This is a genomic window from Streptomyces sp. SudanB52_2052, from assembly GCF_964272415.1.
GTDB classification, from domain to species: domain Bacteria; phylum Actinomycetota; class Actinomycetes; order Streptomycetales; family Streptomycetaceae; genus Streptomyces; species Streptomyces olindensis.
This window is the reverse complement of the sequence record NZ_OZ186796.1, coordinates 2,093,418-2,117,438: the sequence shown is the minus strand read 5'-3', so window position 1 is coordinate 2,117,438 and position 24,021 is coordinate 2,093,418. Positions and strand designations below refer to the sequence as shown.

The 24,021-nt window shown below is 70.3% G+C and carries 17 protein-coding genes; 8 read left to right on the top strand and 9 right to left on the bottom strand.

What is annotated here, in order from left to right:
• Nucleotides 1-35 precede the first annotated feature (35 nt).
• Complete coding sequence (gene dxs, locus ACSUPV_RS09350) at nt 36-1,967, top strand: 1-deoxy-D-xylulose-5-phosphate synthase (RefSeq protein ID WP_031119098.1); 1,932 nt, start codon at nt 36-38, stop codon at nt 1,965-1,967.
• A gap of 159 nt (nt 1,968-2,126) precedes the next feature.
• Entirely contained in the window at nt 2,127-3,626 is a 1,500-nt protein-coding gene (locus ACSUPV_RS09345; protein WP_359791951.1) for an amino acid permease, read from the top strand.
• Between the two features lie 177 nt (nt 3,627-3,803).
• Here the strand turns inward: ACSUPV_RS09345 and ACSUPV_RS09340 are convergent, their stop codons facing one another.
• A complete protein-coding gene (locus ACSUPV_RS09340) occupies nt 3,804-4,190 on the bottom strand; it encodes a hypothetical protein (RefSeq protein WP_037758955.1) in 387 nt (128 codons plus the stop codon).
• Between the two features lie 81 nt (nt 4,191-4,271).
• On the opposite strand from ACSUPV_RS09340, the gene ACSUPV_RS09335 reads away from it, so the two are divergent.
• From ACSUPV_RS09335 to ACSUPV_RS09325, 3 genes are all read left to right on the top strand, one after another.
• The gene (locus tag ACSUPV_RS09335; RefSeq protein WP_436947287.1) at nt 4,272-5,291 is read left to right on the top strand and encodes a hypothetical protein; all 1,020 of its coding nucleotides are present in this window, start codon (nt 4,272-4,274) and stop codon (nt 5,289-5,291) included.
• A gap of 208 nt (nt 5,292-5,499) precedes the next feature.
• Nucleotides 5,500-6,771, top strand: a complete 1,272-nt coding sequence (locus ACSUPV_RS09330; RefSeq protein ID WP_436947286.1) for a nucleotide sugar dehydrogenase — start codon at nt 5,500-5,502, stop codon at nt 6,769-6,771.
• Nucleotides 6,768-8,495, top strand: a complete 1,728-nt coding sequence (locus ACSUPV_RS09325; RefSeq protein ID WP_031119103.1) for a glycosyltransferase — start codon at nt 6,768-6,770, stop codon at nt 8,493-8,495. The genes ACSUPV_RS09330 and ACSUPV_RS09325 overlap by 4 nt, the downstream gene beginning before the upstream one ends.
• A gap of 72 nt (nt 8,496-8,567) precedes the next feature.
• Here ACSUPV_RS09325 and ACSUPV_RS09320 read toward each other — a convergent pair whose 3' ends face one another.
• The 6 genes from ACSUPV_RS09320 to ACSUPV_RS09295 all read right to left on the bottom strand — a co-directional run bounded on the left by ACSUPV_RS09320 (nt 8,568) and on the right by ACSUPV_RS09295 (nt 18,471).
• The gene (locus ACSUPV_RS09320; RefSeq protein ID WP_436947285.1) at nt 8,568-9,992 is read right to left on the bottom strand and encodes a polysaccharide deacetylase family protein; all 1,425 of its coding nucleotides are present in this window, start codon (nt 9,990-9,992) and stop codon (nt 8,568-8,570) included.
• A gap of 17 nt (nt 9,993-10,009) precedes the next feature.
• Entirely contained in the window at nt 10,010-11,449 is a 1,440-nt protein-coding gene (locus tag ACSUPV_RS09315; RefSeq protein WP_037758961.1) for a cellulose binding domain-containing protein, read from the bottom strand.
• Nucleotides 11,450-11,611: 162 nt separating this feature from the next.
• Complete coding sequence (locus tag ACSUPV_RS09310) at nt 11,612-13,741, bottom strand: 3-hydroxyacyl-CoA dehydrogenase NAD-binding domain-containing protein (RefSeq protein WP_382610631.1); 2,130 nt, start codon at nt 13,739-13,741, stop codon at nt 11,612-11,614.
• Nucleotides 13,738-14,955 (bottom strand): thiolase family protein, encoded by a 1,218-nt coding sequence (locus tag ACSUPV_RS09305; protein WP_031119107.1) that lies wholly within the window; start codon nt 14,953-14,955, stop codon nt 13,738-13,740. Before ACSUPV_RS09305 ends, ACSUPV_RS09310 begins: the two co-directional genes overlap by 4 nt.
• A 100-nt stretch (nt 14,956-15,055) precedes the next feature.
• Complete coding sequence (locus ACSUPV_RS09300; protein WP_037758965.1) at nt 15,056-16,102, bottom strand: LacI family DNA-binding transcriptional regulator; 1,047 nt, start codon at nt 16,100-16,102, stop codon at nt 15,056-15,058.
• Nucleotides 16,099-18,471 (bottom strand): glycoside hydrolase family 2 protein, encoded by a 2,373-nt coding sequence (locus tag ACSUPV_RS09295; RefSeq protein WP_436947284.1) that lies wholly within the window; start codon nt 18,469-18,471, stop codon nt 16,099-16,101. The genes ACSUPV_RS09300 and ACSUPV_RS09295 overlap by 4 nt, the downstream gene beginning before the upstream one ends.
• A 162-nt stretch (nt 18,472-18,633) precedes the next feature.
• Between ACSUPV_RS09295 and ACSUPV_RS09290 the strand changes: the two genes are divergently transcribed.
• Genes ACSUPV_RS09290 through ACSUPV_RS09280 form a run of 3 tightly spaced genes read left to right on the top strand, consistent with a single transcriptional unit; the run spans nt 18,634 to nt 21,721 of the window.
• Nucleotides 18,634-19,947 carry an ABC transporter substrate-binding protein gene (locus ACSUPV_RS09290; RefSeq protein WP_037759212.1) on the top strand — a complete coding sequence of 438 codons (1,314 nt, stop codon included), beginning with the start codon at nt 18,634-18,636 and terminating at the stop codon, nt 19,945-19,947.
• The gene (locus tag ACSUPV_RS09285; RefSeq protein ID WP_031119111.1) at nt 19,947-20,894 is read left to right on the top strand and encodes a carbohydrate ABC transporter permease; all 948 of its coding nucleotides are present in this window, start codon (nt 19,947-19,949) and stop codon (nt 20,892-20,894) included. The genes ACSUPV_RS09290 and ACSUPV_RS09285 overlap by 1 nt, the downstream gene beginning before the upstream one ends.
• On the top strand, nt 20,891-21,721 hold the full coding sequence (locus ACSUPV_RS09280; RefSeq protein WP_031119112.1) for a carbohydrate ABC transporter permease: 831 nt from the start codon (nt 20,891-20,893) through the stop codon (nt 21,719-21,721). The genes ACSUPV_RS09285 and ACSUPV_RS09280 overlap by 4 nt, the downstream gene beginning before the upstream one ends.
• Nucleotides 21,722-21,791: 70 nt before the next feature.
• On the opposite strand, the gene ACSUPV_RS09275 is transcribed toward ACSUPV_RS09280, so the two are convergent.
• Together ACSUPV_RS09275 and ACSUPV_RS09270 are read right to left on the bottom strand one after the other, a co-directional pair.
• Nucleotides 21,792-23,081, bottom strand: a complete 1,290-nt coding sequence (locus ACSUPV_RS09275) for a ribonuclease D (RefSeq protein ID WP_078650673.1) — start codon at nt 23,079-23,081, stop codon at nt 21,792-21,794.
• A gap of 186 nt (nt 23,082-23,267) precedes the next feature.
• Nucleotides 23,268-23,930: a response regulator transcription factor gene (locus ACSUPV_RS09270; protein ID WP_003993737.1), complete on the bottom strand. Its 663-nt coding sequence runs from the start codon at nt 23,928-23,930 to the stop codon at nt 23,268-23,270.
• Between the last annotated feature and the right edge of the window lie 91 nt (nt 23,931-24,021).

Below are 24,021 nucleotides of genomic sequence, written 5' to 3'. Positions count from 1 at the left end.
AACAGCTCGAACAGCTCTACTGCAAGGAGGCACGGGTGCCGCTGCTGACCCGCATCACGGGACCGCGCGATCTGGACCGGCTCAGCCTGGAGGAGCTGAACCAGCTGGCGGAGGAGATCCGCACCTTCCTTGTCGAAGCGGTCTCCAAGACCGGCGGTCACCTCGGCCCCAACCTCGGCGTGGTGGAGCTCACCATCGCCCTGCACCGGGTCTTCGAATCGCCCAGGGACAAGGTGCTCTGGGACACCGGCCACCAGTCCTATGTCCACAAGCTGCTCACCGGCCGCCAGGACTTCTCCAGGCTGAAGATGAAGGGCGGCCTGTCCGGCTACCCCTCGCAGGCCGAGTCCGAGCACGACGTCATCGAGAACTCGCACGCCTCGACCGTCCTCGGCTGGGCCGACGGCATCGCCAAGGCCAACCAGCTGATGCAGCGCGACGACCACGTCGTGGCCGTCATCGGCGACGGCGCCCTCACCGGCGGCATGGCCTGGGAGGCGCTGAACAACATCGCCGACGCCAAGGACCGCCCGCTCGTCATCGTCGTCAACGACAACGAGCGCTCCTACGCGCCCACCATCGGCGGCCTCGCCAACCACCTGGCGACCCTGCGCACCACCGACGGCTACGAGCGCTTCCTGGCCCGCACCAAGGAGGTCCTGGAGCGCACCCCGGTCGTCGGCCGCCCGCTCTACGACACCCTGCACGGCGCCAAGAAGGGACTGAAGGACTTCATCGCCCCGCAGGGCATGTTCGAGGACCTCGGCCTGAAGTACGTCGGCCCGATCGACGGCCACGACATCGAGGCCCTGGAGTCCGCGCTCGCCCGGGCCAAGCGGTTCGGCGGCCCGGTCATCGTGCACTGCCTCACCGAGAAGGGCCGCGGCTACCAGCCCGCCCTCCAGGACGAGGCCGACCGCTTCCACGCCGTCGGCAAGATCCACCCCGACACGGGGCTGCCGATCGCCACGAGCGGCGCCGACTGGACCTCCGTCTTCGGCGACGAGATGGTCAAGCTCGGCGAGGAGCGCGAGGACATCGTCGCCATCACGGCCGCCATGCTCCAGCCGGTGGGCCTGGACCGGTTCGCCAAGCGCTTCCCCGAGCGGGTCTACGACGTCGGCATCGCCGAGCAGCACGGCGCGGTCTCCGCGGCCGGCCTGGCGACGGGCGGTGTGCACCCGGTGTTCGCCGTGTACGCCACCTTCCTCAACCGCGCCTTCGACCAGGTCCTGATGGATGTGGCCCTGCACAAGTGCGGCGTCACCTTCGTCCTCGACCGGGCCGGGATCACCGGCACCGACGGCGCCTCCCACAACGGCATGTGGGACATGTCGATCCTCCAGGTCGTGCCCGGGCTGCGCCTCGCCGCGCCGCGCGACGCCGACCAGGTCCGCGCCCAACTGCGCGAGGCCGTCGCGGTCGACGACGCGCCGACCGTGGTCCGCTTCTCCAAGGGCGCCGTCGGCCCCGCCGTCCCCGCGGTGGGCCACGTCGGCGGCATGGACGTGCTGCGCGAGCCCGGCTCGGACCGGCCGGACGTACTGCTGGTCTCGGTCGGCGCCCTGGCGCCGATGTGCCTGGAGATCGCCGGCCTCCTCGACAAGCAGGGCATCTCCACCACCGTCGTCGACCCGCGCTGGGTCAAACCCGTCGACGAGGCCATGGCCCCGCTCGCCGAGCGGCACCGCGTGGTCGTCACCGTCGAGGACAACAGCCGGGTCGGCGGTGTCGGCTCGGCGATCGCGCAGGCGCTGCGCGACGCGGGCGTCGACGTGCCGCTGCGCGACTTCGGCATCCCGCCGCGCTTCCTCGACCACGCCTCCCGCGCCGAGGTCCTCGCCGAGATCGGCCTCACCGCGCCCGACATCGCCCGGCAGGTGACCGGGCTGGTCGCCAAGCTGGACGGACGCTACGAGCGCAGCACCGCGGACGCCGTGGACGCCGTGGAGCCCGCCCGCGACTGACGCCTGCGGCCGGTCCCGCGACCGAACCGCCGAATGGGCCGGTTCCACCACCGTGAGGGTGGTGGAACCGGCCCATTGGCGTGAATCCTTCCCCGCCGGGGCATACGAACGATGCCCCCTCTCGATCATGTCGAGGACGACAAGCGTGGGAGGTACCCCGTGAGCAGCACCCTCTTCCGGACGAAGAAGGTCGAGCAGTCCATCCTCGATACCGAGGAGCCAGAGCACGCGCTCAAGAAGTCCTTGTCCGCGCTGGATTTGACCGTCTTCGGCGTCGGTGTGATCATCGGCACCGGCATCTTCGTTCTCACCGGCACCGTCGCCAAGAACAACGCCGGACCTGCGGTGGCCCTGGCGTTCGTGGCGGCCGGCGTCGCCTGTGCGCTGGCCGCGCTCTGTTACGCCGAGTTCGCCTCCACGGTCCCGGTCGCCGGGTCCGCCTACACGTTCTCCTACGCCTCCCTCGGCGAACTGCCCGCCTGGATCATCGGCTGGGACCTGGTCCTGGAGTTCGCGCTCGGGACGGCGGTGGTGGCCGTCGGCTGGTCCGGCTACATCCAGTCGCTCATGGACAACGCGGGCTGGGAGATGCCCGCGGCCCTGGGCAGCCGGGAGGGCGCCGACGCCTTCGGGTTCGACATCCTCGCCGCCGCGCTCGTCCTGGTCCTCACGGGCATCCTCGTCCTCGGCATGAAGCTGTCCGCCCGCATCACCTCGCTCGTCGTCGCGATCAAGGTGACGGTCGTCCTCGTCGTCATCATCGCGGGCGCGTTCTTCATCAAGGGCGACAACTACGACCCGTTCATCCCGAAGGAGAAGGCCGTGGAGGCCGGGGAGAGTCTCCAGGCCCCGCTGATCCAGCTCATGTTCGGCTGGGCTCCCTCCAACTTCGGTGTGATGGGCATCTTCACCGCCGCCTCGGTCGTGTTCTTCGCCTTCATCGGCTTCGACGTCGTGGCGACGGCCGCGGAGGAGACCAGGAACCCGCAGCGTGACATGCCGCGCGGCATCCTCGGATCGCTGCTGATCTGCACCACGCTGTACGTCCTCGTGTCGATCGTCGTCACGGGCATGCAGCACTACAGCCAGCTGTCCGTCGACGCCCCGCTCGCCGACGCGTTCAAGGCGACCGGGCACCCATGGTTCGCGGGCTTCATCAGCTTCGGCGCGGCGGTCGGCCTCACGACGGTCTGCATGATCCTGCTGCTCGGCCAGACCCGCGTCTTCTTCGCGATGAGCCGCGACGGGCTGCTGCCGCGGTTCTTCTCCCACGTCCACCCGCGCTTCAAGACCCCGCACCGGCCGACCATCCTGCTCGGCGTTGTGATCGCGATCCTCGCCGGTTTCACGCCGCTGACGGAGCTGGCCGCGCTGGTGAACATCGGCACGCTGTTCGCGTTCGTGGTCGTCGCGATCGGCGTGATCATCCTGCGCCGGACCCGTCCCGATCTGCACCGGGCGTTCCGCACCCCGTGGGTCCCGGTCATCCCGATCCTGTCCGTGTGCGCCTCCCTCTGGCTGATGATCAACCTGCCCGCGGAGACATGGGTGCGGTTCGGGATCTGGATGGCCGCCGGGTTCGTCCTCTACTTCCTGTACGGCCGCGGGCACAGCCGCCTGGGCAAGGAAGAGCAGACGAGGGCACCGGAACAGGCCTAGCCGACCGGGCGGGGTGCCTCCGAATCCGCTTAGCTGCGGGCAGTCGTGCCGCTGAGGGCGGCGCCCGTCCCAAAGAAGCGGCACCCCGCTCCGCCGGGTTGCGGACCCACCCGGCCGTCGCATCAACGCCGAGCACCGGGGAAGCACCGAGTTGCGCAGAGGCCCCGGCCCGGCCCCCTACGGCCGCACCGTACGCGGCCCGGCCACCTCCGCCCCCAACTCCGCCACCCGCCTCCGCAGCTCCCGGTCCGCCGTCACCACCCGCACCGCACGGTCGCCGGCCGCGGCGACCACCTCCACGATGTGATCGTCCCCACTGCCCGGCGCCGACGAGACCCGCACCCCGGGCACGGACTCCACACCCCGCGCCGCCCCCTCCACCACGAGCACGATCTCCACCGGCCCGTCCACCCCCGGCACCCCGTCCACCGCGAGCCGGTCCCGCAACCGCTCCGCGGCTCCCCGCCGGTCCCGCCACCACCCGTCGGGCACCGACCCGACGACGTTCGCGGCGTCGACGACGACAAGGAGAGGCGCGGGGCCGGGGGGCATGTGGTCAGGCATGTGGCCAGGGTCGCACGCGGGACGACGGCCTGGCAGGGGCGGGCCGCGCGCCGAGCGGTCCGGCCCGCATAAAGTGAACTGGTGAACGGCGACTGGCTCATCCGCGGCCGCGACGGCCGCCTCAGCGTCTATCTTCCCTCCGGCGACGCCGTCCTGTGCCGTGCGGAGCGCGGCCCCGCCGGCCCCTGGGAGGACACCCCCCGCAGGGTGGGCGGCGACCAGAAGCTGCACCCGGGCCCGGCGGTCGGCCAGGGCGCCGACGGTTACGCCCACCTGGCCGCCTGGCGGCCCACCGTGCCGGGGGAGTCGGGGCTCGTGCACTCCACGCACTTCCGGCCCGGGCTCGCGCCCCTGGACTGGATCCCGATCGGCCACCCGGACAAGAAGGGCGACCGGACGGGGCCGCCGGCCGTCGCCGTCGACGGCGCGGGGCGCGGCTACGTCTTCGTCCGGAACCAGGGCGGCGGGGTGAGCCTGCGCAACCAGAAGGTCAAGGGCGGCTGGGGAGGCTGGCTGGACCTCGAAGGGCATGACATCGAGGGCGAGTTGGCGGCCGTCACCGGGGAGTCGGGGCTCGTGGAGCTGTACGCCTGCGTGCCCGGCGGGATCCTGCACTGGCGGCAGGAGGGGGACGGGAAGAAGCCGGAGCGCACCGAGGGCGTCGACGTCCCCGTCCGTCCGGGGACCCTGCGCGCGCTCGCCACGTCCGCCGAGCACACCACCGTCTTCTTCACGGACCTGTCCGGGGACCTGTGCGCCTGGCGCCCGGGCGAGAAGCCGGTGACCCTCCTCGCGTCCGCCGGTCCGGGCCCGGTCTCCGCCGTGCGCTGCGACATCGAAGGGCACGACTGCACCGTGCTCGCCCAGCGGTCGGCGAGCGGCCGGGTCGTCTTCGCCGCCTATCCGACCGAACAGGAGTCGGCCGGTGCCTGGTGGACCGAGTCCGGCCCTCCGCTGCCCGCCGACGCCCTGGTGTCGCTGGCGCTCGACGAGCACGACGAGGTCGTCGCGGCCTCCCTCTCCCCGTCGACCGGCACGCTGCTGCTCACCCGCCGCAAGGAGGAGCCGGGGCTCGCGCTGGAGGCCTGGCGGGAGGTCTGACACCCGTTCCTCGTGGGGTTCCCGTCGCTCCGGACACACGAAGTGTGTCAAGGGTTGTACGGATGTGTGCGTGACAAGACGCACCTCGGGTGAACGTGGTCAAAAAGTGAAGGTCTTGTTAACCTCCTCGGACTTGTTCGAATTTGCTCGGGGGGCCGGTTGCTGTGCGTCTGGCCGTGGCCGTGGCAACGGGGTTGGGAATAATGTCGTGAGCAGATCCTCCACGGTGGATCTTGTCGTTGTCGGACTCGGTTACGTGGGGCTCCCGTTGGCCAGGTCCGCGGCCGCAGCCGGCCTGAAGGTGGTCGGTCTCGACCGCAGCCGACGGGTCGTCGACGGACTGAACGCCGGACGTTCGCACGTGGACGACATCAGCGACGCCGATGTGCGCGCCATGCGGGAGCGGGGCTTCGAGGCCACGGACCGGCCGGAGGTCATCGCCGACGCCGCCGCGGTCGTCGTGTGCGTTCCCACGCCGCTCACCGAGCACGGGGCGCCCGACCTCGGCGCGGTGCACGCCGCCGTCGACGACATCGCCGCCCACCTGAAGGCCGGCACGCTCGTCGTGCTGGAGTCCACGACGTACCCGGGCACGACCGACGAGGTCGTCCGTCCGCGTCTGGAGGCCGGCGGGCTGCGCGTCGGCGCCGACTTCCACCTCGCCTTCTCCCCGGAGCGCATCGACCCGGGCAACGCCTCCTTCGGTCTGGAGAACACCCCCAAGGTCGTCGGCGGCATCACGGCCGACTGCACCAAGGCGGCCCGCGCCCTCTACGAACGTTTCGTGAACAAGGTCGTCGAGGCCAAGGGCACCCGCGAGGCCGAGATGGCCAAGCTGCTGGAGAACACCTACCGGCACGTCAACATCGCCCTCGTCAACGAGATGTCGATGTTCTGCCGCGAGATCGGCGTCGACCTCTGGGACGCCATCCGGTGCGCCTCGACCAAGCCGTTCGGGTTCGCGCCGTTCTACCCCGGCCCCGGCGTCGGCGGGCACTGCATCCCGATCGACCCCAACTACCTGTCGTACAAGGTGCGCTCGCTGGGCATCCCGTTCCGGTTCGTGGAGCTGGCGCAGGAGATCAACCAGCGGATGCCCGTGCACGTGGTGAACCGCGCGGCCGACCTGCTCAACGACCAGGGCAAGGCCGTGCGCGGCTCCCGGGTGCTGCTGCTCGGTGTCACCTACAAGCCCGACATCTCGGACCAGCGGGAGAGCCCCGCCATGGCCGTCGCGGAGAACCTCCTCGCGCGCGGTGCCGAGCTCGTCTACTTCGACCCGCGGGTCGAGGACTGGCAGGCGGGCGGCGCCCCCGTCGAGCGGGCCGAGGACTACCTCGCCGCCGCCGAGATGGCCGACCTCACCATCCTGCTCCAGCCGCACCGCGAGATCGACCTCGAGGAGCTCGCCGACCGGGCCCGGGCGCTGTTCGACACCCGCGGCAAGTCCGCCGACCACCCGCGGGTGGTCAAGCTGTGACTTCCGAAGACACGTACATACCCGGGGCCGTCGATTCCGGCGGCCGCCGCGCGCACCGCAAGCGGCGGCACCTGAAGGTCTCGTACTTCGTCTTCCTGGGCCTGGCCGCGCTGATCGCCACCCGGCTCGACGCCGGCTCCCTGCACCTGTACTCGATGGGTGCCATGGGCCTGCTGTCCCTGAAGATGTTCGGCGCCCTCTTCTACCGTCCGGCCAAGGCCGGCCGGGAGGAGCTGGAGTACCTGGAGAACGCCTGGGTCACCGCGGTCATCCCGATCTACAACGAGGACCCGGTGATGTTCGAGCAGGGCATGCGCAGCCTCCTCGCGCAGAGCCGCCTGCCGAACGAGATCCACATCATCGACGACGCCAGCGCCGACGACTCCGGCATCCGCGCGGCGAAGAAGCTGCGCCGCGAGTTCGAGGCCAAGGGCGTCAAGTACACCGTCAGCGTGCAGCCCGAGAACAAGGGCAAGCGCGAGGCGCTGGCGCTGGGCTTCGAGGCGGCGCCGTACTCCGACATCTTCCTCTGCGTCGACTCGGACACCGTGCTCTCCCGGGACACCGTGCGCGAGCTGCTGCTGCCGCTGGCCGACGAGAAGATCATGGCCTCCACCGGCATGGTGCTGGCGCTCAACCACGACAGCAACATCTTCACGCGCCTCCAGGACCTGCGCTACGGCAACTCGTTCCTCTTCGAGCGGGCCGCCTACTCCCGGCTGAAGTCGGTGCTCTGCTGCTGCGGCGCGCTCTCCGCGTACCGCGGCACGCTGGTGCGCAAGTACCTGCCGGACTTCCTCAACCAGCAGTTCCTGGGCAAGCCGGCCGTCTTCGGCGACGACCGCCGCATGACCAACTACTGCCTGATGGAAGGCCAGGTCGTCTTCCAGGAAACGGCCGTCGGCTACACCGCCGTCCCCGAGAAGCTGCCGCACTTCCTGCGCCAGCAGGTCCGCTGGAACAAGTCCTTCTTCCGCGAGTCCCTGTGGGCGTTCCGGCACCAGAAGAAGTACCGGCCCGCCTTCTGGCTGACCTGCATGGAACTCGCGCTGTGGCTGGTCTTCGGCTCGGCGATGTTCTACTCGATGGTCATCCTGCCCATCATCAAGCCCGAGCAGTTCGTCAACCACATCGGCGACTACCTCGTCTTCATGGTCCTGATGGGCTACCTCCGCAATGTGCGCTACCTGGACTTCCCGCGCCGCGGCATGGGCTTCGTCAAGCGGTTCGGCATGTTCCTGCTCGCGCCCATCTACGGCGTGATCCAGCTGACCCTCCTCACCCCGCTGCGTTTCTACGCCCTGTTCACCCTGCACAAGGGCTCCTGGGGCACCCGCCAGGGCGGTGTGGAGGTGTCCGTGGCCGGTGACCACGAGAGCGATGTGACGGAGATCTTCGAGGAAGAGGACCCGTACTCCGACAAGAAGGTCACCGAGACGCTCCAGCTGATGCGCCTGGAGGGCGTGGCCCTGCGCACCCGGCCCCGCCCGGCGGGCGGCATCCCGGCCCAGCCCCAGCCGCTGCCCGGCTACGACGAGCAGCACGCGCACGTACCCCAGCAGCCCGTGACCTGGGGGACGCCCGCACCGGCCGGGCAGCAGCAGTGGCAGGGCGGGTACGAGGGCTATCCCGACCCGTACCAGCAGCAGTATCCGCAGCAGGGCGCCTATCCGTACCAGGAAAACCCCAACTGGCAGCAGGGGAACGGTCAGGGCGGCTGGTAGAGCCGTGGAAGAGCGAAGAGAGGGGCGGCCCCGTGGCCGCCCCTCTCTCGTGCGTATTCGTGTGGCCGGGCCTCAGGTGTAGGAGGCCATCGCCTCCTCGACCGTCAGCACCGGGATGTCCCGGTCGTCGATCGCCTGCATCAGTGTCTCCAGGCCCGCTTTGCCGATCTCGGTGCTCGTGGCCGGGGCGCCGTCGACGACCTTGTGCAGGCAGAGGATCAGCCAGTCGCCGCTGTTCACGCACCGGTCGAGCCGGCCGCCCGCGCCCGTCAGCTTCGACAGCGCCGTACCGCCGATGCCCGTGCCGTCGTTGATGCCGGTCAGCGCCTTGAGGCGGTAGGGCATCGCCGGGGCGAAGGACTCGATGGTCTCGGAGATGATCGACCGGGCGGTGGTGAAGTGCCGGCTCGCGATCTGGTCCACCGGGACGCCGTCGGTCGTCTTCTGGAACGCCCCGTGCGGATACGCGAAGTGCTCGCTGGTGAAGCCGTTGGACACCAGCCACTCGCGCAGCTTGCGGAAGTCGTCGTCGGCCTGCTCGGCGGTGAGCTTGGGGTAGCTGGCCGTGTGGACGGCGTTCGCGTACGAGTGACCCGCCATCTCCCAGCCGGAGAAGTCCTGCATCGACCGCATCTGGTCGACCGTCAGGAAGCTGCCGCTGCCGATGGCGTCGGCGATGTTGTAGACCGTGCCGGGGAAGCCGAAGCGGTCCATGACCGGCCGGGCCAGGTCGTGGACCGACTTGTGGGAGTCGTCGAAGGTGATGGAGACGACGCCCTTGGGGAAGACCGAGACGGTGTCCGGGATCAGCTCCACGGCCTGGAGGCGGTAGGTGACCGGGCCGCCCGCGTTGTCGTACACCGCGAACGACAGGTCGGTGAAGCCGGTCTTCGTGGACGGCTTGCCGTCGGCGCCGATGGAGTACGTGCCGGCCGCCCCGGCGACGTCCGCCCACTGGAGGTGGACCGTCACCCACTCGCCGGACTGGACGTAGTTGGCCGCCGTCCTGGAGTGTGCGTGGAACGTCCAGGAGAAGTGGTTCGCGAGGGAACCGCTGCCCAGGTAGAAGACCATCTTGGCCAGGTTCGTCACGTCGTCGACGCGGAAGACCAGCCGGATCATCTTGCCGGTCAGGCTCATCGCGGGCAGGCCGGTCCTGCGCACGTAGGACTGCTTGCCGGTGCCGTTGGTGGTCACCCGGACCGACTGGGTGCCGCGCACGAACTGCGTCTTGTCGTTCGCCTCGGCCGAGGCCGTGCCCGCGCCGCCGGGGGTCCAGCCGTGGCCGGACTGGAACTGCTGGGACCAACTGGCCCGGCGGTACTTAGGGCGGCGGCCCGAGGGCGCGTAGGCCGGCGGGGTGGTCAGTCCGCCGATGGCCGCCTCGACCGCCGGAGCGGCGGCGGGCTGCGCCGCCACGTTCCCCAGCCAGGCGCCACCGCCCGCCAGGGCGGCCCCTCCCGTTCCGCCCAGGAGCAGCGCGTTGCGCCGACTCACCACTGGTTGTTTCTTCCTCACCCGGACCCCCGGACCGTGTCGAAGTAGTGCATGCCGTCGTTCGTGAAGTCCTCCACCTCGGACTGGACCTCCTTCGCCGACAGCGTTTCGTTCGCGTTGTAGTACAGCCAGTCGACCTTCATGTCCCAGGCGCGTTCCCCCTTGAACGGCAGATCAATGAACCAGTGGTTGAAGTTCACGGACATGTCAGCTCGCGGGGCGTACTTCCCGCTGCTGACGAAGAGCTTCCTGCCGTCGAGCCAGTAGGCGACGACACCGTCCTTCACCCTGATCAGCATGGTGTGCCAGGCGTCGAGGCTCTTGTTCGTGGTCTCGTAGACCCGGTCGTTCGTCTTGTGGTCGTACCAGGTCACCGTGTCGAGCTTGGGCCCGGGCCGACCCCAGCCGCCGTTCGGCAGGTACTCGTTGTCCAGCTCGCTGTACGTCGAGCCCTTGCCGCCGATGGTGTAGAAGGTCTGGTTGACGTGGTCGCCGCCGTCCCCGCTGGCCGGCTCGTCGCTGAGGTGGATGCGGGCCGCGTAGGTGCCGTCGCGGAACTTGGCCGCGGCGGTGCCGAGGCTCGCCTGCCTGGTCCCCGCCTTGGTGCCGTCCGTGCTCGCGCGCAGGTTGAGGACCTGGCCGTCCGCGTGGGAGCCCTCGGCGGTGGGGAAGCTGACGCCCTGAGCCGACCAGGTGTTCTCGATGCCGGGGCCGCCCTTGCTGGTGCGGACCAGCCAGCCGTGCTTGAACAGGGCGGGGTCCTTGGGGCCCTGGTAGGAGAAGTCGTCGAACAGCACCCCGGCCGGCGGGGCCGGCAGCGGGTCGGGTGCGGCCTCGGCCTTGGTCTTCTTCTCGTCGCTCGCCTTCGTGCCGTCCGGTTCCTCGCCCCAGGCGAGGACGCCCCGCTTGTAGGCGGTGACCTTCTCGGCCTCCTTGTAGGAGGTCATCCCGGCGTCGAAGGAGCGGTCGTCGGACTGTTTGAGCTTCTTGTGGTCGGTGCGGAACAGCTGGACGTCGATGCCCTTGCTGTTGGCGCCGGGCTTCAGGTCGCCGGCGCCCTCGGTGAACCGGAGCTCCAGGTAGTGGTCGGCGGTGTCGGTGGGCTTGTCCATCGCGACGACCCGCCCGGCGACGTTCGAGCAGCCGAAGACGGCGTTCACACAGTTGAAGGCGTACGCGGCGGAGTCCTCGGCGGTGAACCAGTACCGGAGCGTGACGTCGCTCAACGGCAGGGACTTGCCGGTGTCGTTGAAGACCTCCAGCGACGGCTTGGCCGCCGCGGCCGTGGCCGGGGTGTCGGTCCGGTAGCGGACCTTCAGCTCGGGCGGGTCCGGGTTCGCGGCCTTCCACACGGGATAGAGGGCGGTGCCGCCGGCCGCGACCACGGCCACGAGGAGCAGGAGCCTGATCTTGGGCCAGACCCGGCGTCGGGGTGTTCGGCGACGGGAGGACGCCACGGAAGACTCCTTCGAGGACACCCGGCGGTCTCTGGTGGAGACCGTCAGAGCCAGGTAAACAATGGTCGGATTGTGTGAGGATCCTATCTGTGGCGGCATAGACAAAGGGGGGCGGGTGTGCGGATTGTTACCGCACGTCCCGCCCCCCTCAGGGGTGGCGCGTTACGCCGGGACGCTCGCGACGCCCGGAGCCAGGAACTTCTTGCCGTTCACGCGCTCGGAGACACCCTCGCGGTCCAGGTACGGCGTGATGCCGCCCAGGTGGAAGGGCCAGCCGGCGCCCGTGATGAGGCAGAGGTCGATGTCCTGCGCCTCGGCGACGACGCCCTCGTCGAGCATGAGCCCGATCTCCTGCGCCACCGCGTCCAGGACGCGGTCACGGACCTGCTCCTCCGTCAGGACGCTGTCGCCCTGCTTCAGCAGCGCGGCGACCTCGGGGTCGAGCTCGGGCTTGCCGCTGTCGTAGACGTAGAAGCCGCGCTTGCCCGCCTCGACGACCGCCTTGAGGTTCGGGGAGACCGTGAAGCGGTCCGGGAACGCCCTGTTCAGCGTCTCCGAGACGTGCAGGCCGATGGCCGGACCGACCAGCTCCAGCAGCACCAGCGGCGACATCGGCAGGCCGAGCGGCTCGACGGCCTTCTCGGCGACCTCGACGGGGGTGCCCTCGTCGATGACGTTCTGGATCTCGCCCATGAAGCGGGTCAGGATGCGGTTCACGACGAACGCCGGGGCGTCCTTCACGAGGACCGCGGTCTTCTTCAGCTTCTTGGCGACACCGAACGCCGTGGCGAGGGAGGCGTCGTCGGTCTGCTCACCGCGGACGATCTCCAGCAGCGGCAGCACGGCGACCGGGTTGAAGAAGTGGAAGCCGACGACCCGCTCGGGGTGCTTCAGCTTCGACGCCATCTCCGACACCGACAGCGAGGAGGTGTTGGTGGCGAGGATCGCGTGCGCCGGGGCGACCGCCTCGACCTCCGCGAACACCTTCTGCTTGACGCCCATCTCCTCGAACACGGCCTCGATGATGAAGTCCGCGTCCGCGAAGCCCTCCGCCTTGTCCAGGACGCCGGTCACCAGCGCCTTGAGGCGGTTGGCCTTGTCCTGGTTGATGCGGCCCTTGCCGAGCAGCTTGTCGATCTCTGCGTGGACGTAGCCCACACCCTTGTCGACGCGCTCCTGGTCGATGTCGGTCAGCACGACCGGCACCTCGAGGCGGCGCAGGAACAGCAGCGCGAGCTGGGAGGCCATCAGACCGGCGCCGACGACACCGACCTTGGTGACCGGGCGGGCCAGGTTCTTGTCCGGGGCGCCGGCGGGGCGCTTGCCGCGCTTCTGCACCAGGTTGAAGGCGTAGATCCCGGCGCGCAGTTCACCGCCCATGATGAGGTCGGCGAGCGCCTTGTCCTCGGCGTCGTAGCCCTGCTGGAGGTCGCCGTTCTTGGCGGCGGCGATGATGTCCAGGGCGCGGTAGGCGGCCGGGGCGGCGCCGTGCACCTTGGAGTCCGCGATGAAACGGCCCTTGGCGACGGCCTGGTCCCAGGCCTCGCCGCGGTCGATCACCGGGCGCTCGATCTCCAGCTCGCCCTTGAGGACGGAAGCGGTCCAGATCAGCGACTGCTCCAGGAAGTCCGCGCCCTCGAAGATCGCGTCGGCGATCCCGAGCTCGTAGACCTGCTTGCCCTTGAGCTGCTTGTTCTGGTTGAGGCTGTTCTCGATGATCACCGAGACGGCCTTCTCGGGGCCGATCAGGTTCGGCAGGAGCGTGCAGCCGCCCCAGCCGGGGACCAGGCCGAGGAAGACCTCGGGCAGCGAGAACGCCGGCAGGGCCGCGGAGACGGTGCGGTAGGTGCAGTGCAGACCGACCTCGACACCGCCGCCCATCGCGGCGCCGTTGTAGTACGCGAAGGTCGGCACGGCCAGCTTGGACAGCCGCTTGAAGACCTCGTGGCCGCCCTTGCCGATGGCGAGCGCGTGCTCGTACTCCTTGAGGATCTCCACGCCCTTGAGGTCGGCGCCGACCGCGAAGATGAACGGCTTGCCGGTGATGCCGACGCCGACGATCTCGCCGTCCGCCGCCTCCTTCTCGACCTGGTCGATCGCGGCGTTCAGGTTCGCCAGCGAGGCCGGGCCGAACGTGGTCGGCTTGGTGTGGTCGTGGCCGTTGTCCAGGGTGATCAGGGCGAAGCGGCCCGCACCCTGGGGGAGGTCGAAGTGGCGTACGTGCGCACTCGTGACGACCTCGTCCGGGAACAGCTCGGAAGCCTGCTTCAGAAGCTCGGCGGTGGTGCTCACTTGTCCCCCTCGAAGTGCGGGTTCTCCCAGATGACCGTCGCGCCCATGCCGAAGCCGACACACATGGTGGTCAGGCCATAGCGGACGTGCGGCTGCTCCTCGAACTGGCGGGCCAGCTGCGTCATCAGGCGGACGCCGGAGGAGGCCAGCGGGTGGCCGAAGGCGATGGCGCCGCCGTACTGGTTGACGCGCTCGTCGTCGTCGGCGATGCCGTAGTGGTCGAGGAAGGCCAGGACCTGGACGGCGAAGGCCTCGTTGATCTCGAACAGGCCGATGTCGGAGATCGACAGACCGGCCTGGGCCAGCGCCTTCTCCGTGGCCGGGATCGGGCCGTAGCCCATGACCTCCGGCTCCACGCCCGCGAAGGAGTAGGAGACCAGGCGCATCTTCACGGGGAGGTCGTGCTCCCGCGCGAACTCCTCGGAGGCGATGAGGGAGGCGGTGGCGCCGTCGTTCAGACCGGCCGCGTTACCGGCGGTGACCCGGCCGTGGACGCGGAACGGCGTCTTCAGACCGGAGAGGTTCTCCAGGGTCGTGCCCGGGCGCATCGGCTCGTCGGCGGTGACCAGGCCCCAGCCCGTCTCGCCGCCCTCCGGGTTGGTCCGGCGCACCGAGATCGGTACCAGGTCGGCCTGGATCTTGCCGTTGGCGTACGCCTTGGCGGCCTTCTCCTGGGAGCGCACGGCGTACTCGTCGGCGCGCAGCTTGGTGATCTGCGGGTAGCGGTCGTGCAGGTTCTCCGCGGTCATGCCCATGAACAGGGCCGACTCGTCGACCAGCTTCTCGGAGACGAACCGCGGGTTCGGGTCCACGCCCTCGCCCATGGGGTGACGGCCCATGTGCTCGACACCGCCCGCGATGGCGATGTCGTACGCGCCGAAGGCGACGGAGCCGGCCACCGTCGTGACGGCGGTCAGGGCGCCGGCGCACATGCGGTCGATGGAGTAACCCGGCACGGACTGCGGCAGCCCGGCGAGGATGCCCGCCGTGCGGCCGATGGTCAGGCCCTGGTCGCCGATCTGCGTGGTCGCGGCGATGGCGACCTCGTCGATCTTCTTCGGGTCGAGACCGGGGTTGCGGCGCAGCAGCTCCCGGATCGCCTTCACGACCAGGTCGTCGGCACGGGTCTCGTGGTAGATGCCCTTCGGGCCCGCCTTGCCGAACGGGGTGCGGACGCCGTCGACGAAGACGACGTCCCTGACGGTACGAGGCACGATGGCTCTCCTCCAGGGTCCAGGACGCTGAGCGCTTGCTCATCCCATGCTACTTATGAGTAACGTAGCTGCCCAGTCCCGTGGCCCGGAGCGGTGAAGGTCACACACGAATGCCGGGCGGGGCGGTGGATCCCCGGGGCGTCAGCACCGGTGTGGGCACGGGATGCGACTCGGCCTCGCCACTCCCCGTGATCACCGAGAACAACGTCCGGGCGACCTCCGCCCCGAACCCGTGCACATCATGGCTCATCGCCGACAGCGTCGGATGCGTCAGCCGGCACAGCTGCGAGTCGTCCCACGCCAGCAGCGACACGTCCTGAGGCACCCGCAGCCCCATCTCCGCCGCCACCGACAGGCCGGCCACCGCCATGATGTCGTTGTCGTACACGATCGCCGTCGGCCGGTCCGGCGGCGCGGCCGTCAGCAGCGACCGCGTCGCCCGCGCCCCCGCGTCCCCCGAGAAGTCCGTGGCGACCTGCCACGCCCCGGCCGGCGCCAGCGCGCCCGCCGCCTCGTCGAAGGCCGCCGTGCGGATCGACGTGTGCCCGAGGTCCGCCGCCCCGCCCACCCGGGCGATCCGCCGGTGCCCGAGCGCGGCCAGGTAGCGCACCGCCTCCGTCACGGCCGTGGCGTCGTCGGTCCACACCGAGGTGAGACCCCCGGTCAGCGACGGGTGCCCGACGGCGACCACGGGCAGCCCCAGCCGTTCCACCAGGTCCACCCGGGGGTCGTCGGCCCGGAAGTCGACCAGGATCGACCCGCCGATCTGCCGCCCCCTCCACCACGCCGCCTGGACGCCCACCTCCTCGTCCAGACTCCGCACGAGCCGCAGCAGCAGCGAGCAGGAGTGCTCGGCCAGCACGCTCTCCACGCCCGAGACGAACTCCATGTACCAGGGCTCCAGGCCCAGCATCCGCGCCGGCCGGCACACCGCGAGCCCCACCACGTCCACGCGCGACCCGGCCAGCGTCCGCGCCGTGAGGTTCGGCGCCCAGCCCAGCTCCCGCGCCGCCCGGAAGATCCGGTCCCGGGTCGCCTCGGACAGGCCCGGCTTGTGGTTGAAGGCGAGCGACACGGCCCCCTTGGAGACGCCCGCCCGAGCGGCGACGTCCTTGATGGTGACGCGGGGGGTCGGCGTCGCCGTCATCGGGTGGGCTCCACGCAGTACAGGGCCGAACGGGCGGTCTCCGGGTCCGGAGTCCGCCAGCCGCGCACGGTGATGGTCACCTCTTCGCCCGGCAGCAGCGTGACCAGGCCCCGGTCGGCCCGCGCATCCGGATCCAGCCGGTCGGCCTGGAGGAGCAGGTCCCGTACCAGCGTGCGGGCGGTCACCCTGATCCCGCCCGGGGCGAGAGCCACCTCGAACTCCGGCCGGGGGCAGGCGACCTCACGGTCGGGCACCGGGAAGTGCAGCGCCCGCAGCCCGTCCAGGTCCGCGACCAGGAACTCCTTCGGCCCCGCGGGCGCCAGCTCGCCCGGCACCCCGGCCCGCGCCACCGTCCGCCTCCCGGCCACCAGTTCCACCTGTGCCCGCGCCAGCACCTCGCCCTCGACGGACATCCGGCGCAGGGTCAGCGTCCCCGTCCAGTCCTCGGCCGCCTGGTTCACGGCGGCCACCTCCAGCGCGCCGTCGCGCGGGTGCAGCGTCAGCAACCGGTCCGCGTACAGCCGCTTCAGCTCGTGGTACAGCGGCTTCTCGCGCCCGTCCCCGTCGATCGCCGCCCAGGAGGTCACCGGCCAGCAGTCGTTGAGCTGCCAGACGACCGTGCCCGCGCACACCGGCCAGTGCGCGCGCCAGTGCTCGATGCCGGCCGCGACCGCCCGCGCCTGGTTGACCTGCGTCAGGTAGTGCCAGCGGTCGAAGTCCCCGTCCGGCACGGCGAAGTGCCGGGCCAGCCCGCGCTCCAGCTTGCCGTTGCCGTCGTCCGCCTTCTGGTGGTGCAGCATCCCGGGGGAGTCCGGCGCGAGCTTCTCCCCGGGCAGCGCACGGCGCAGCGTGGCGTACGCGGGCGGGGCCTGCCAGCCGAACTCCGCGACGAACCGCGGCACGCTCAGCCGGTAGTCGGCGTAGTCCTCCCGGTTCCACACCTCCCAGGAGTGGTGCGTGCCGTGCGCCGGGTCGTTCGGGTGGTGCCGCCAGGAACCGGACCACGGACTGCCCGCCGTGTACGGCCGGGTCGGGTCCAGCTCGGCGACCACACGCGGCAGCAGACCCAGGTAGTAGCCCTCGCCCCAGGAGTCCCCGGCGAGCCGCGGCTCCCACTCCCAGTCCCGGAAGCCCCACAGGTTCTCGTTGTTGCCGTTCCACAGCACCAGCGACGGGTGCGGCATCAGCCGGACGACGTTCTCCCGCGCCTCGGCCTCCACCTCACCGCGCAGCGGCTGCTCCTCCGGGTAGGCCGCGCACGCGAACGGGAAGTCCTGCCAGACCAGCAGGCCGAGTTCGTCGCAGGCGTCGTAGAAGTCCTCGCTCTCGTAGATCCCGCCGCCCCAGACCCGTACGAGGTCCACACCGGCGCCGGCGGCCTGCTCCAGCCGCTCCCGGTAGCGCTCGCGGGTGATCCGGGACGGGAAGACGTCGTCGGGGATCCAGTTGACGCCCCGCGCGAAGAGCCGCTCGCCGTTGACGACGAGGGTGAAGCCGGTGCCGTGCGCGTCGGGCCGCAGGTCCAGCTCGACGGTCCTGAAGCCGATCCGCCGCCGCCACACGTCCAGCGCGTCGTCCCCGTGCAGCAACCTCAAGTCGACGTCGTACAGGGGCTGTTCGCCGTACCCGCGCGGCCACCACAACCGCGCGTCCGGCACCCGCAGCCGTACGGTCCCGCCCGCCCCCTCGATCTCCGCGCGGGCCCGTACCCCGGCGACGGTCGCCTCCACGGCGAGCGGCGCCTCCACCCGGGTCCGCTCGACGTCGACGGCCAGCTCGACGACCCCGGTGCCCTCCTCGACGGTCACCAGGGGCCGCACCCGGGCGATCCGGGCCGTCGACCAGTGCTCCAGGCGCACCGGACGCCAGATCCCGGCCGTCACCAGGGTCGGCCCCCAGTCCCAGCCGAAGGAGCAGGCCATCTTGCGCAGGTACTGGTAGGGCTCCGCGTAGGCGGCGGGCCGCTCGCCGAGCCGCCCCCGGACGGCCTCCGCCTCGGCATAGGCGGAGACGAACCGCACCGACAGCCGCCCGGACAGGCCCGTCACGTCGAAGCGGTACGAGCGGTGCATGTTCCGCACCGTGCCCAGCAGCCGCCCGTCCAGGGAGACCTCGGCGACGGTGTCGAGCCCGTCGAAGACCAGGTCGGTCTGCTCCTGCGCCAAGGCCGGGGCGGGCAGTTCCCGCTCGTACGTCCAGTCCCGGCGCCCCACCCAGGCCACGTCGGTCTCGTTCCGGCCCAGGAAGGGATCCGGGATGACCCCGGCCGCCATCAGGTCGGTGTGCACACAGCCCGGCACCGAGGCCGGCAGCGCCTCCGACTCGTGCCGCAGGATCCATCCGTCGCCGAGCGGTGTGGCCTGAAGCATCCGCACTCCTAAACCGGTGTAGTGACGAGTCCTGATCAGATGTCACATCCTTGGCGGGAATGGGACTTTACCGGTTGAGAAAGCGCTGTCAGAGTGCCGAACCAGCCATACCGCACGTGCTCGTCCGTCCCGAGTTCCTCTCCGCGAACGGAGCTGATGCACATGAACCGCCGCACCGTCCTGGCCCTGGCCGTGGGGGCCGCCCTGCTGGCCTCCGGCTGCACCGGCACCGGAGGCACCGCGAAAGGCGCGGACGCCGAGGCGCCCGACGATCCCGCCGAGGTCAGTGGGACCATCACGGTCCTCACCCACCGGACCGACCTCGTGCAGGACGGGACGATGAAGAAGTACGCCGCCGAGTTCAACCGGACGTACCCCAAGGTGAAGGTCGAGTTCGACGCCGTCACCGACTACGAGGGCGAAGTCAAGATCCGTATGAACACGGAGAACTACGGCGACGTCCTCATGATCCCGGGCGTGATCGAGAAGAAGGACTACCCCAGATTCTTCGCCTCGCTGGGCAGCGAGGCCGAGCGCAGCGAGAAGTACCGCTTCACCGACTACACGACCGTCGACGGCAAGGTCTACGGGCAGAGCCCGCTCGGCGCGGTCCCGGGCTTCATCTACAACAAGAAGGTGTGGCAGCGGGCCGGCATCACCGACTGGCCCACCACACCGGCCGAGTTCCTCGACGACCTGAAGGCGATCAGGTCGAAGACCGACGCGATCCCGTACTACACCAACTTCAAGGACATGTGGCCGCTCACCCAGTGGACACAGGTCAACGGCTCGGTCGGCTGCGACGAGCAGGCCACCACGAAGCTCGCCGAGGGCAACCCGTGGGCCGAGGGCGCCGATCTGCGCACCGCCGACACCCTGCTGTACGACATCGTGAAGTCGGGCCTTGTCGAGAAGGACCCGACCACCACCAACTGGGAGGCGTCCAAGCCCAAGCTGGCGAAGGGCGAGATCGCCACGATGTGGCTCGGCTCCTGGGCCGTCATCCAGATGCAGGGCGCGGCGAAGCAGGCCGGTACGGACCCCGGCGACATCGGGTTCATGCCCTTCCCCGCCCAGAAGAACGGCACGTTCTGCGCGGTGGCGCTGCCCGACTACAACCAGGCCGTCAACGTCCACTCCGAGCACAAGGCGGCAGCCCGGGCCTGGATCGACTGGTTCACCGACAAGTCGGGCTACGCGGCCGACAACCTGGCGCTGTCCCCGCTCAAGTCCGCCCCGCTGCCCGACGTCCTGAAACCGTACGAGGAGGCGGGGGTCAGGATCCTCGACCTCGACGACACCAAGGGCGCCCAGGTGAAGTCCATCGACAACGAGTCCGAGGTCGGCATCAACAAGCCGGACTACCGCCAGGACCTCGTCGACCTCGCCCGCGGCGCGAGGAAGGGCAGCCTGGACGACTTCCTGGACGGCCTCGGCGAGAAGTGGACCGAGACCCAGAAGTCGCTGGGGTCCTGATGACGGACACGACGGAGAAGGCGGCCGTCGAGCCCGCGCCGGGGCCGGCCGCCCCCGCACCGGCTCCCGCCCCGCGCCCGGCACGGCTGTGGCGCGGGGCCACCCCCTGGCTCTTCCTGCTCGCCCCGCTCACGCTCCTGATCGTCTTCACCTACGCGCCGATCGCCAACATGGTCGCGTACAGCTTCACCGACTGGGACGGCGTGAGCCCCGAGCTGCGCTACACGGGCGCCGAGAACTACGCGGAACTCTTCACCCGTCCCGACCTGTTCGAGGTCTTCTGGGTCAGCGGCTACTACCTGGCGGCGTCCGTCCTCCAGATCGTCGCGGCCCTCTACTTCGCCACGATCCTGAGCTTCAACGTCCGCTTCCGGAACTTCTTCAAGGGCGTGCTGTTCTTCCCGTACCTGATCAACGGGGTCGCGATCGGCTTCGTCTTCCTCTACTTCTTCCAGGACGGCGGCACCCTCGACTCGGTGCTGGGCCTGTTCGGCGTGGAGACGGACCGCGCCTGGCTGGGCACCCCGGAGTCGGCGAACACCTCCCTCGCCGCCGTCTCGGTCTGGCGCTATCTGGGCCTGAACTTCGTCCTCTTCCTGGGCGCGATCCAGTCCATCCCCGGGGAGCTGTACGAGGCGGCCGAACTGGACGGCGCCAACCGCTGGCACCAGTTCCGCCACATCATCGCGCCGGGCATCAAACCGGTCCTGAGTCTGACGGTGATCCTCTCGATCTCCGGCTCGCTCTCGGTCTTCGAGATCCCGTACATCATGACCGGCGGCGCGACCGGCACCGAGACGTTCGTGATCCAGACCGTGAAGCTGGCCTTCCAGTTCAACAAGACGGGGCTCGCCTCGGCGGCCGCGATCGTGCTGCTGCTGATCGTCCTGGCGGTGACCTGGGTGCAGCGCCGCCTCGTCCCCGATGACAAGGTGGACCTCGCATGACACGCCGTGCGGTCGCCCGCGCCCTGGTGTACCTGTCCCTGATCGCCGCGACGGTGGTGGTCCTGCTCCCGCTGGCCGCCGTGCTCCTGACCTCCCTGAAGTCCGAACGGGAGATGGCGGACGGCAGCGGGGCGCTCGCGCTCCCCGAGGACCTGCTGAACTTCCACAACTACGTGACGGCGTTCCAGGACGGCCGGATGCTCTCGGCGTTCGCCAACACGGCGGTGATCCTGCTCTTCGCCATCGGCGGCACGGTCCTCATCGGCTCGATGACGGCGTACGCGATCGACCGGTTCACCTTCCGCTTCCGGAAGCTGGTCGTGGCGCTGTTCCTGGTCGCCGCCCTGGTCCCCGGCGTCACCACGCAGGTGGCGACCTTCCAGATCGTCAACAGCTTCGGCATGTTCGACAGCCTGTGGGCACCGATCGCCCTCTACATGGGCACGGACATCGTGTCGATCTACATCTTCCTGCAGTTCGTCCGCTCCATCCCGACCTCGCTGGACGAGGCGGCCCGCCTGGACGGCGCCAACGCCTTCACGATCTACCGCAAGATCATCTTCCCCTTGCTGAAGCCGGCGGTCGCGACGGTGGTGATCGTCAAGGGCATCACCACCTACAACGACTTCTACATTCCGTTCCTCTACATGCCGTCGGAAGATCTTGGCGTGATCTCGACGTCCCTGTTCCGCTTCAAGGGCCCCTTCGGCGCCCACTGGGAGACGATCTCGGCGGGAGCGATCCTGGTGATCCTCCCGACCTTGATCGTCTTCCTGTGCCTCCAGCGTTACATCTACAACGGCTTCACTCGCGGAGCCACCAGGTGAGGATCTGAGGGGCGCGGGGAACTGCGCGAACCACCATGAACCACCCGCACCCGCCGTACGAGAAGACCCTCTACGGCGCCTTGGCGGACAAAGCAGTCACCAGAACAGGCGTGACCTGCTCGACCTGCCAGCCCCGAGCCCCATGACCAGCCAGCGCCTCCGCGACAGACTCCGCGTCCACCACCGCCGGCGGCTCCCAGCACACCCGCCGCACGGTGTCCGGCGCGATCAGATTCTCCTGCGGCATGTTGAGCTCCTCGGCCAGAGCCGAAACCGCCGCCCGCGCCGCGGAGAGCCGAGCCGCCGCCGCGGGATCCTTGTCCGCCCAGGCGCGGGGCGGCGGCGGCCCCGCCACCGGCTGCCCCGGCTGCGGCAACTGCGCCTCGCTCAGCCCCTTCGCCCGGTCCACCGCCGCCTGCCACTGCTCCAGCTGCCGCTTGCCCATCCGGTGTCCGAAACCGTTCAGCGCGGCGAGGGCGTGCACGTTGGCCGGAAGGGCCAGCGCGGCTTCCACGATGGCCGCGTCCCCGAGCACCTTGCCCGGCGAGACGTCCCGCCGCTGCGCGATCCGGTCCCGGGTCTGCCACAGCTCCCGCACGACGGCCAGCTGCCGCCGCCGGCGCACCTTGTGCATGCCGGACGTGCGCCGCCAGGGGTCCTTGCGGGGCTCGGGCGGCGGCGCCGAGGCGATCGCGTCGAATTCCTGCCGGGCCCACTCCAGCTTGCCCTGCCGGTCCAGCTCCTTCTCCAGCGCGTCGCGCAGGTCGACGAGCAGCTCGACGTCCAGCGCCGCGTACCGCAGCCAGGGCTCGGGCAGCGGGCGGGTGGACCAGTCGACGGCGGAGTGGCCCTTCTCCAGGACGAAGCCGAGGACGCTCTCGACCATCGCGCCGAGGCCGACCCGGGGGAATCCCGCCAGCCGGCCGGCCAGCTCCGTGTCGAACAGCCGCGTCGGCACCATGCCTATCTCGCGCAGGCAGGGCAGGTCCTGGGTGGCGGCGTGCAGCACCCACTCGACGCCGGACAGGGCCTCGCCCAGGGCGGAGAGGTCGGGGCAGGCCACGGGGTCGATCAGCGCCGTCCCGGCGCCTTCGCGGCGCAGCTGCACGAGGTAGGCGCGCTGGCCGTAGCGGTAGCCGGACGCCCGCTCGGCGTCGACGGCGACGGGGCCGGAACCCGCCTCGAAGGCGGCGATCGTCCGCGCCAGGGCAGCCTCGTCCGCGATCACGGGCGGAATGCCCTCACGCGGCTCCAACAAGGGGATCGGCGCCTCCGTAGCAGAAGATCCGCCGTCGTCCGGAGGGGCGCCTCCGGTGGTTCGCAGTGAGCTGTCTGCTGCGGTGTCGTGGGCGTCGGTCACCTGTCAAGGGTATCCATGTATGGACAGCGCCCGCCGACGGAACGTTCCGTCGGCGGGCGCCCTGGGGTCGCAAACCAGTCATGTCGGGGAAGTGGCGGATTCGCCAGCCGTGAGTGACGTGAACGGGACCGGCGGCCGGACCCGTTCACCCGGGTGAACGATCATCGGGGGGCAGGGCGGTGCGGATCAGTGGATGATCCCGGTCCGCAGCGCCACCGCCACCATCCCGGCCCGGTCGCCCGTGCCCAGCTTGCGCGCGATGCGGGCGAGGTGGCTCTTGACGGTCAGCGCGGACAGGCCCATCGAGACGCCGATCGCCTTGTTCGACTGGCCCTCCGCGACCAGCCGCAGCACCTCGACCTCGCGGCCGGACAGCTCGCGGTAGCCGCCCGGGTGGCTCGGGGCACCCGGGGGGCGGCGATGCAGGCGGGCGGCGGCGGCGCCGATGGGGGCGGCGCCCGGCCGGGTGGGGAGCCCGACGTTGGTACGGGTGCCGGTGACGACGTAGCCCTTCACACCGCCGGCGAGCGCGTTGCGCACGGCGCCGATGTCGTCGGCGGCGGAGAGGGCGAGGCCGTTGGGCCAGCCCGCGGCGCGGGTCTCGGACAGCAGGGTGAGGCCGGAGCCATCCGGCAGGTGGACGTCGGCGACGCAGATGTCGCGGGGGTTGCCGATGCGGGGACGAGCCTCCGCGATGGACGAGGCCTCGATGACATCGCGCACGCCGAGCGCCCACAGGTGGCGGGTGACGGTGGAGCGGACGCGCGGGTCGGCCACGACCACCATGGCGGTCGGCTTGTTCGGGCGGTAGGCGACCAGGCTTGCGGGCTGCTCGAGGAGAACGGACACCAGGCCTCCTGGGGTGCGGGACGGGGCCGGCTCGTGGGGGTGAAGCCGGGACGAACCGTGCTTTCAAGGTCACAGTCGTCTTCGGCACCGA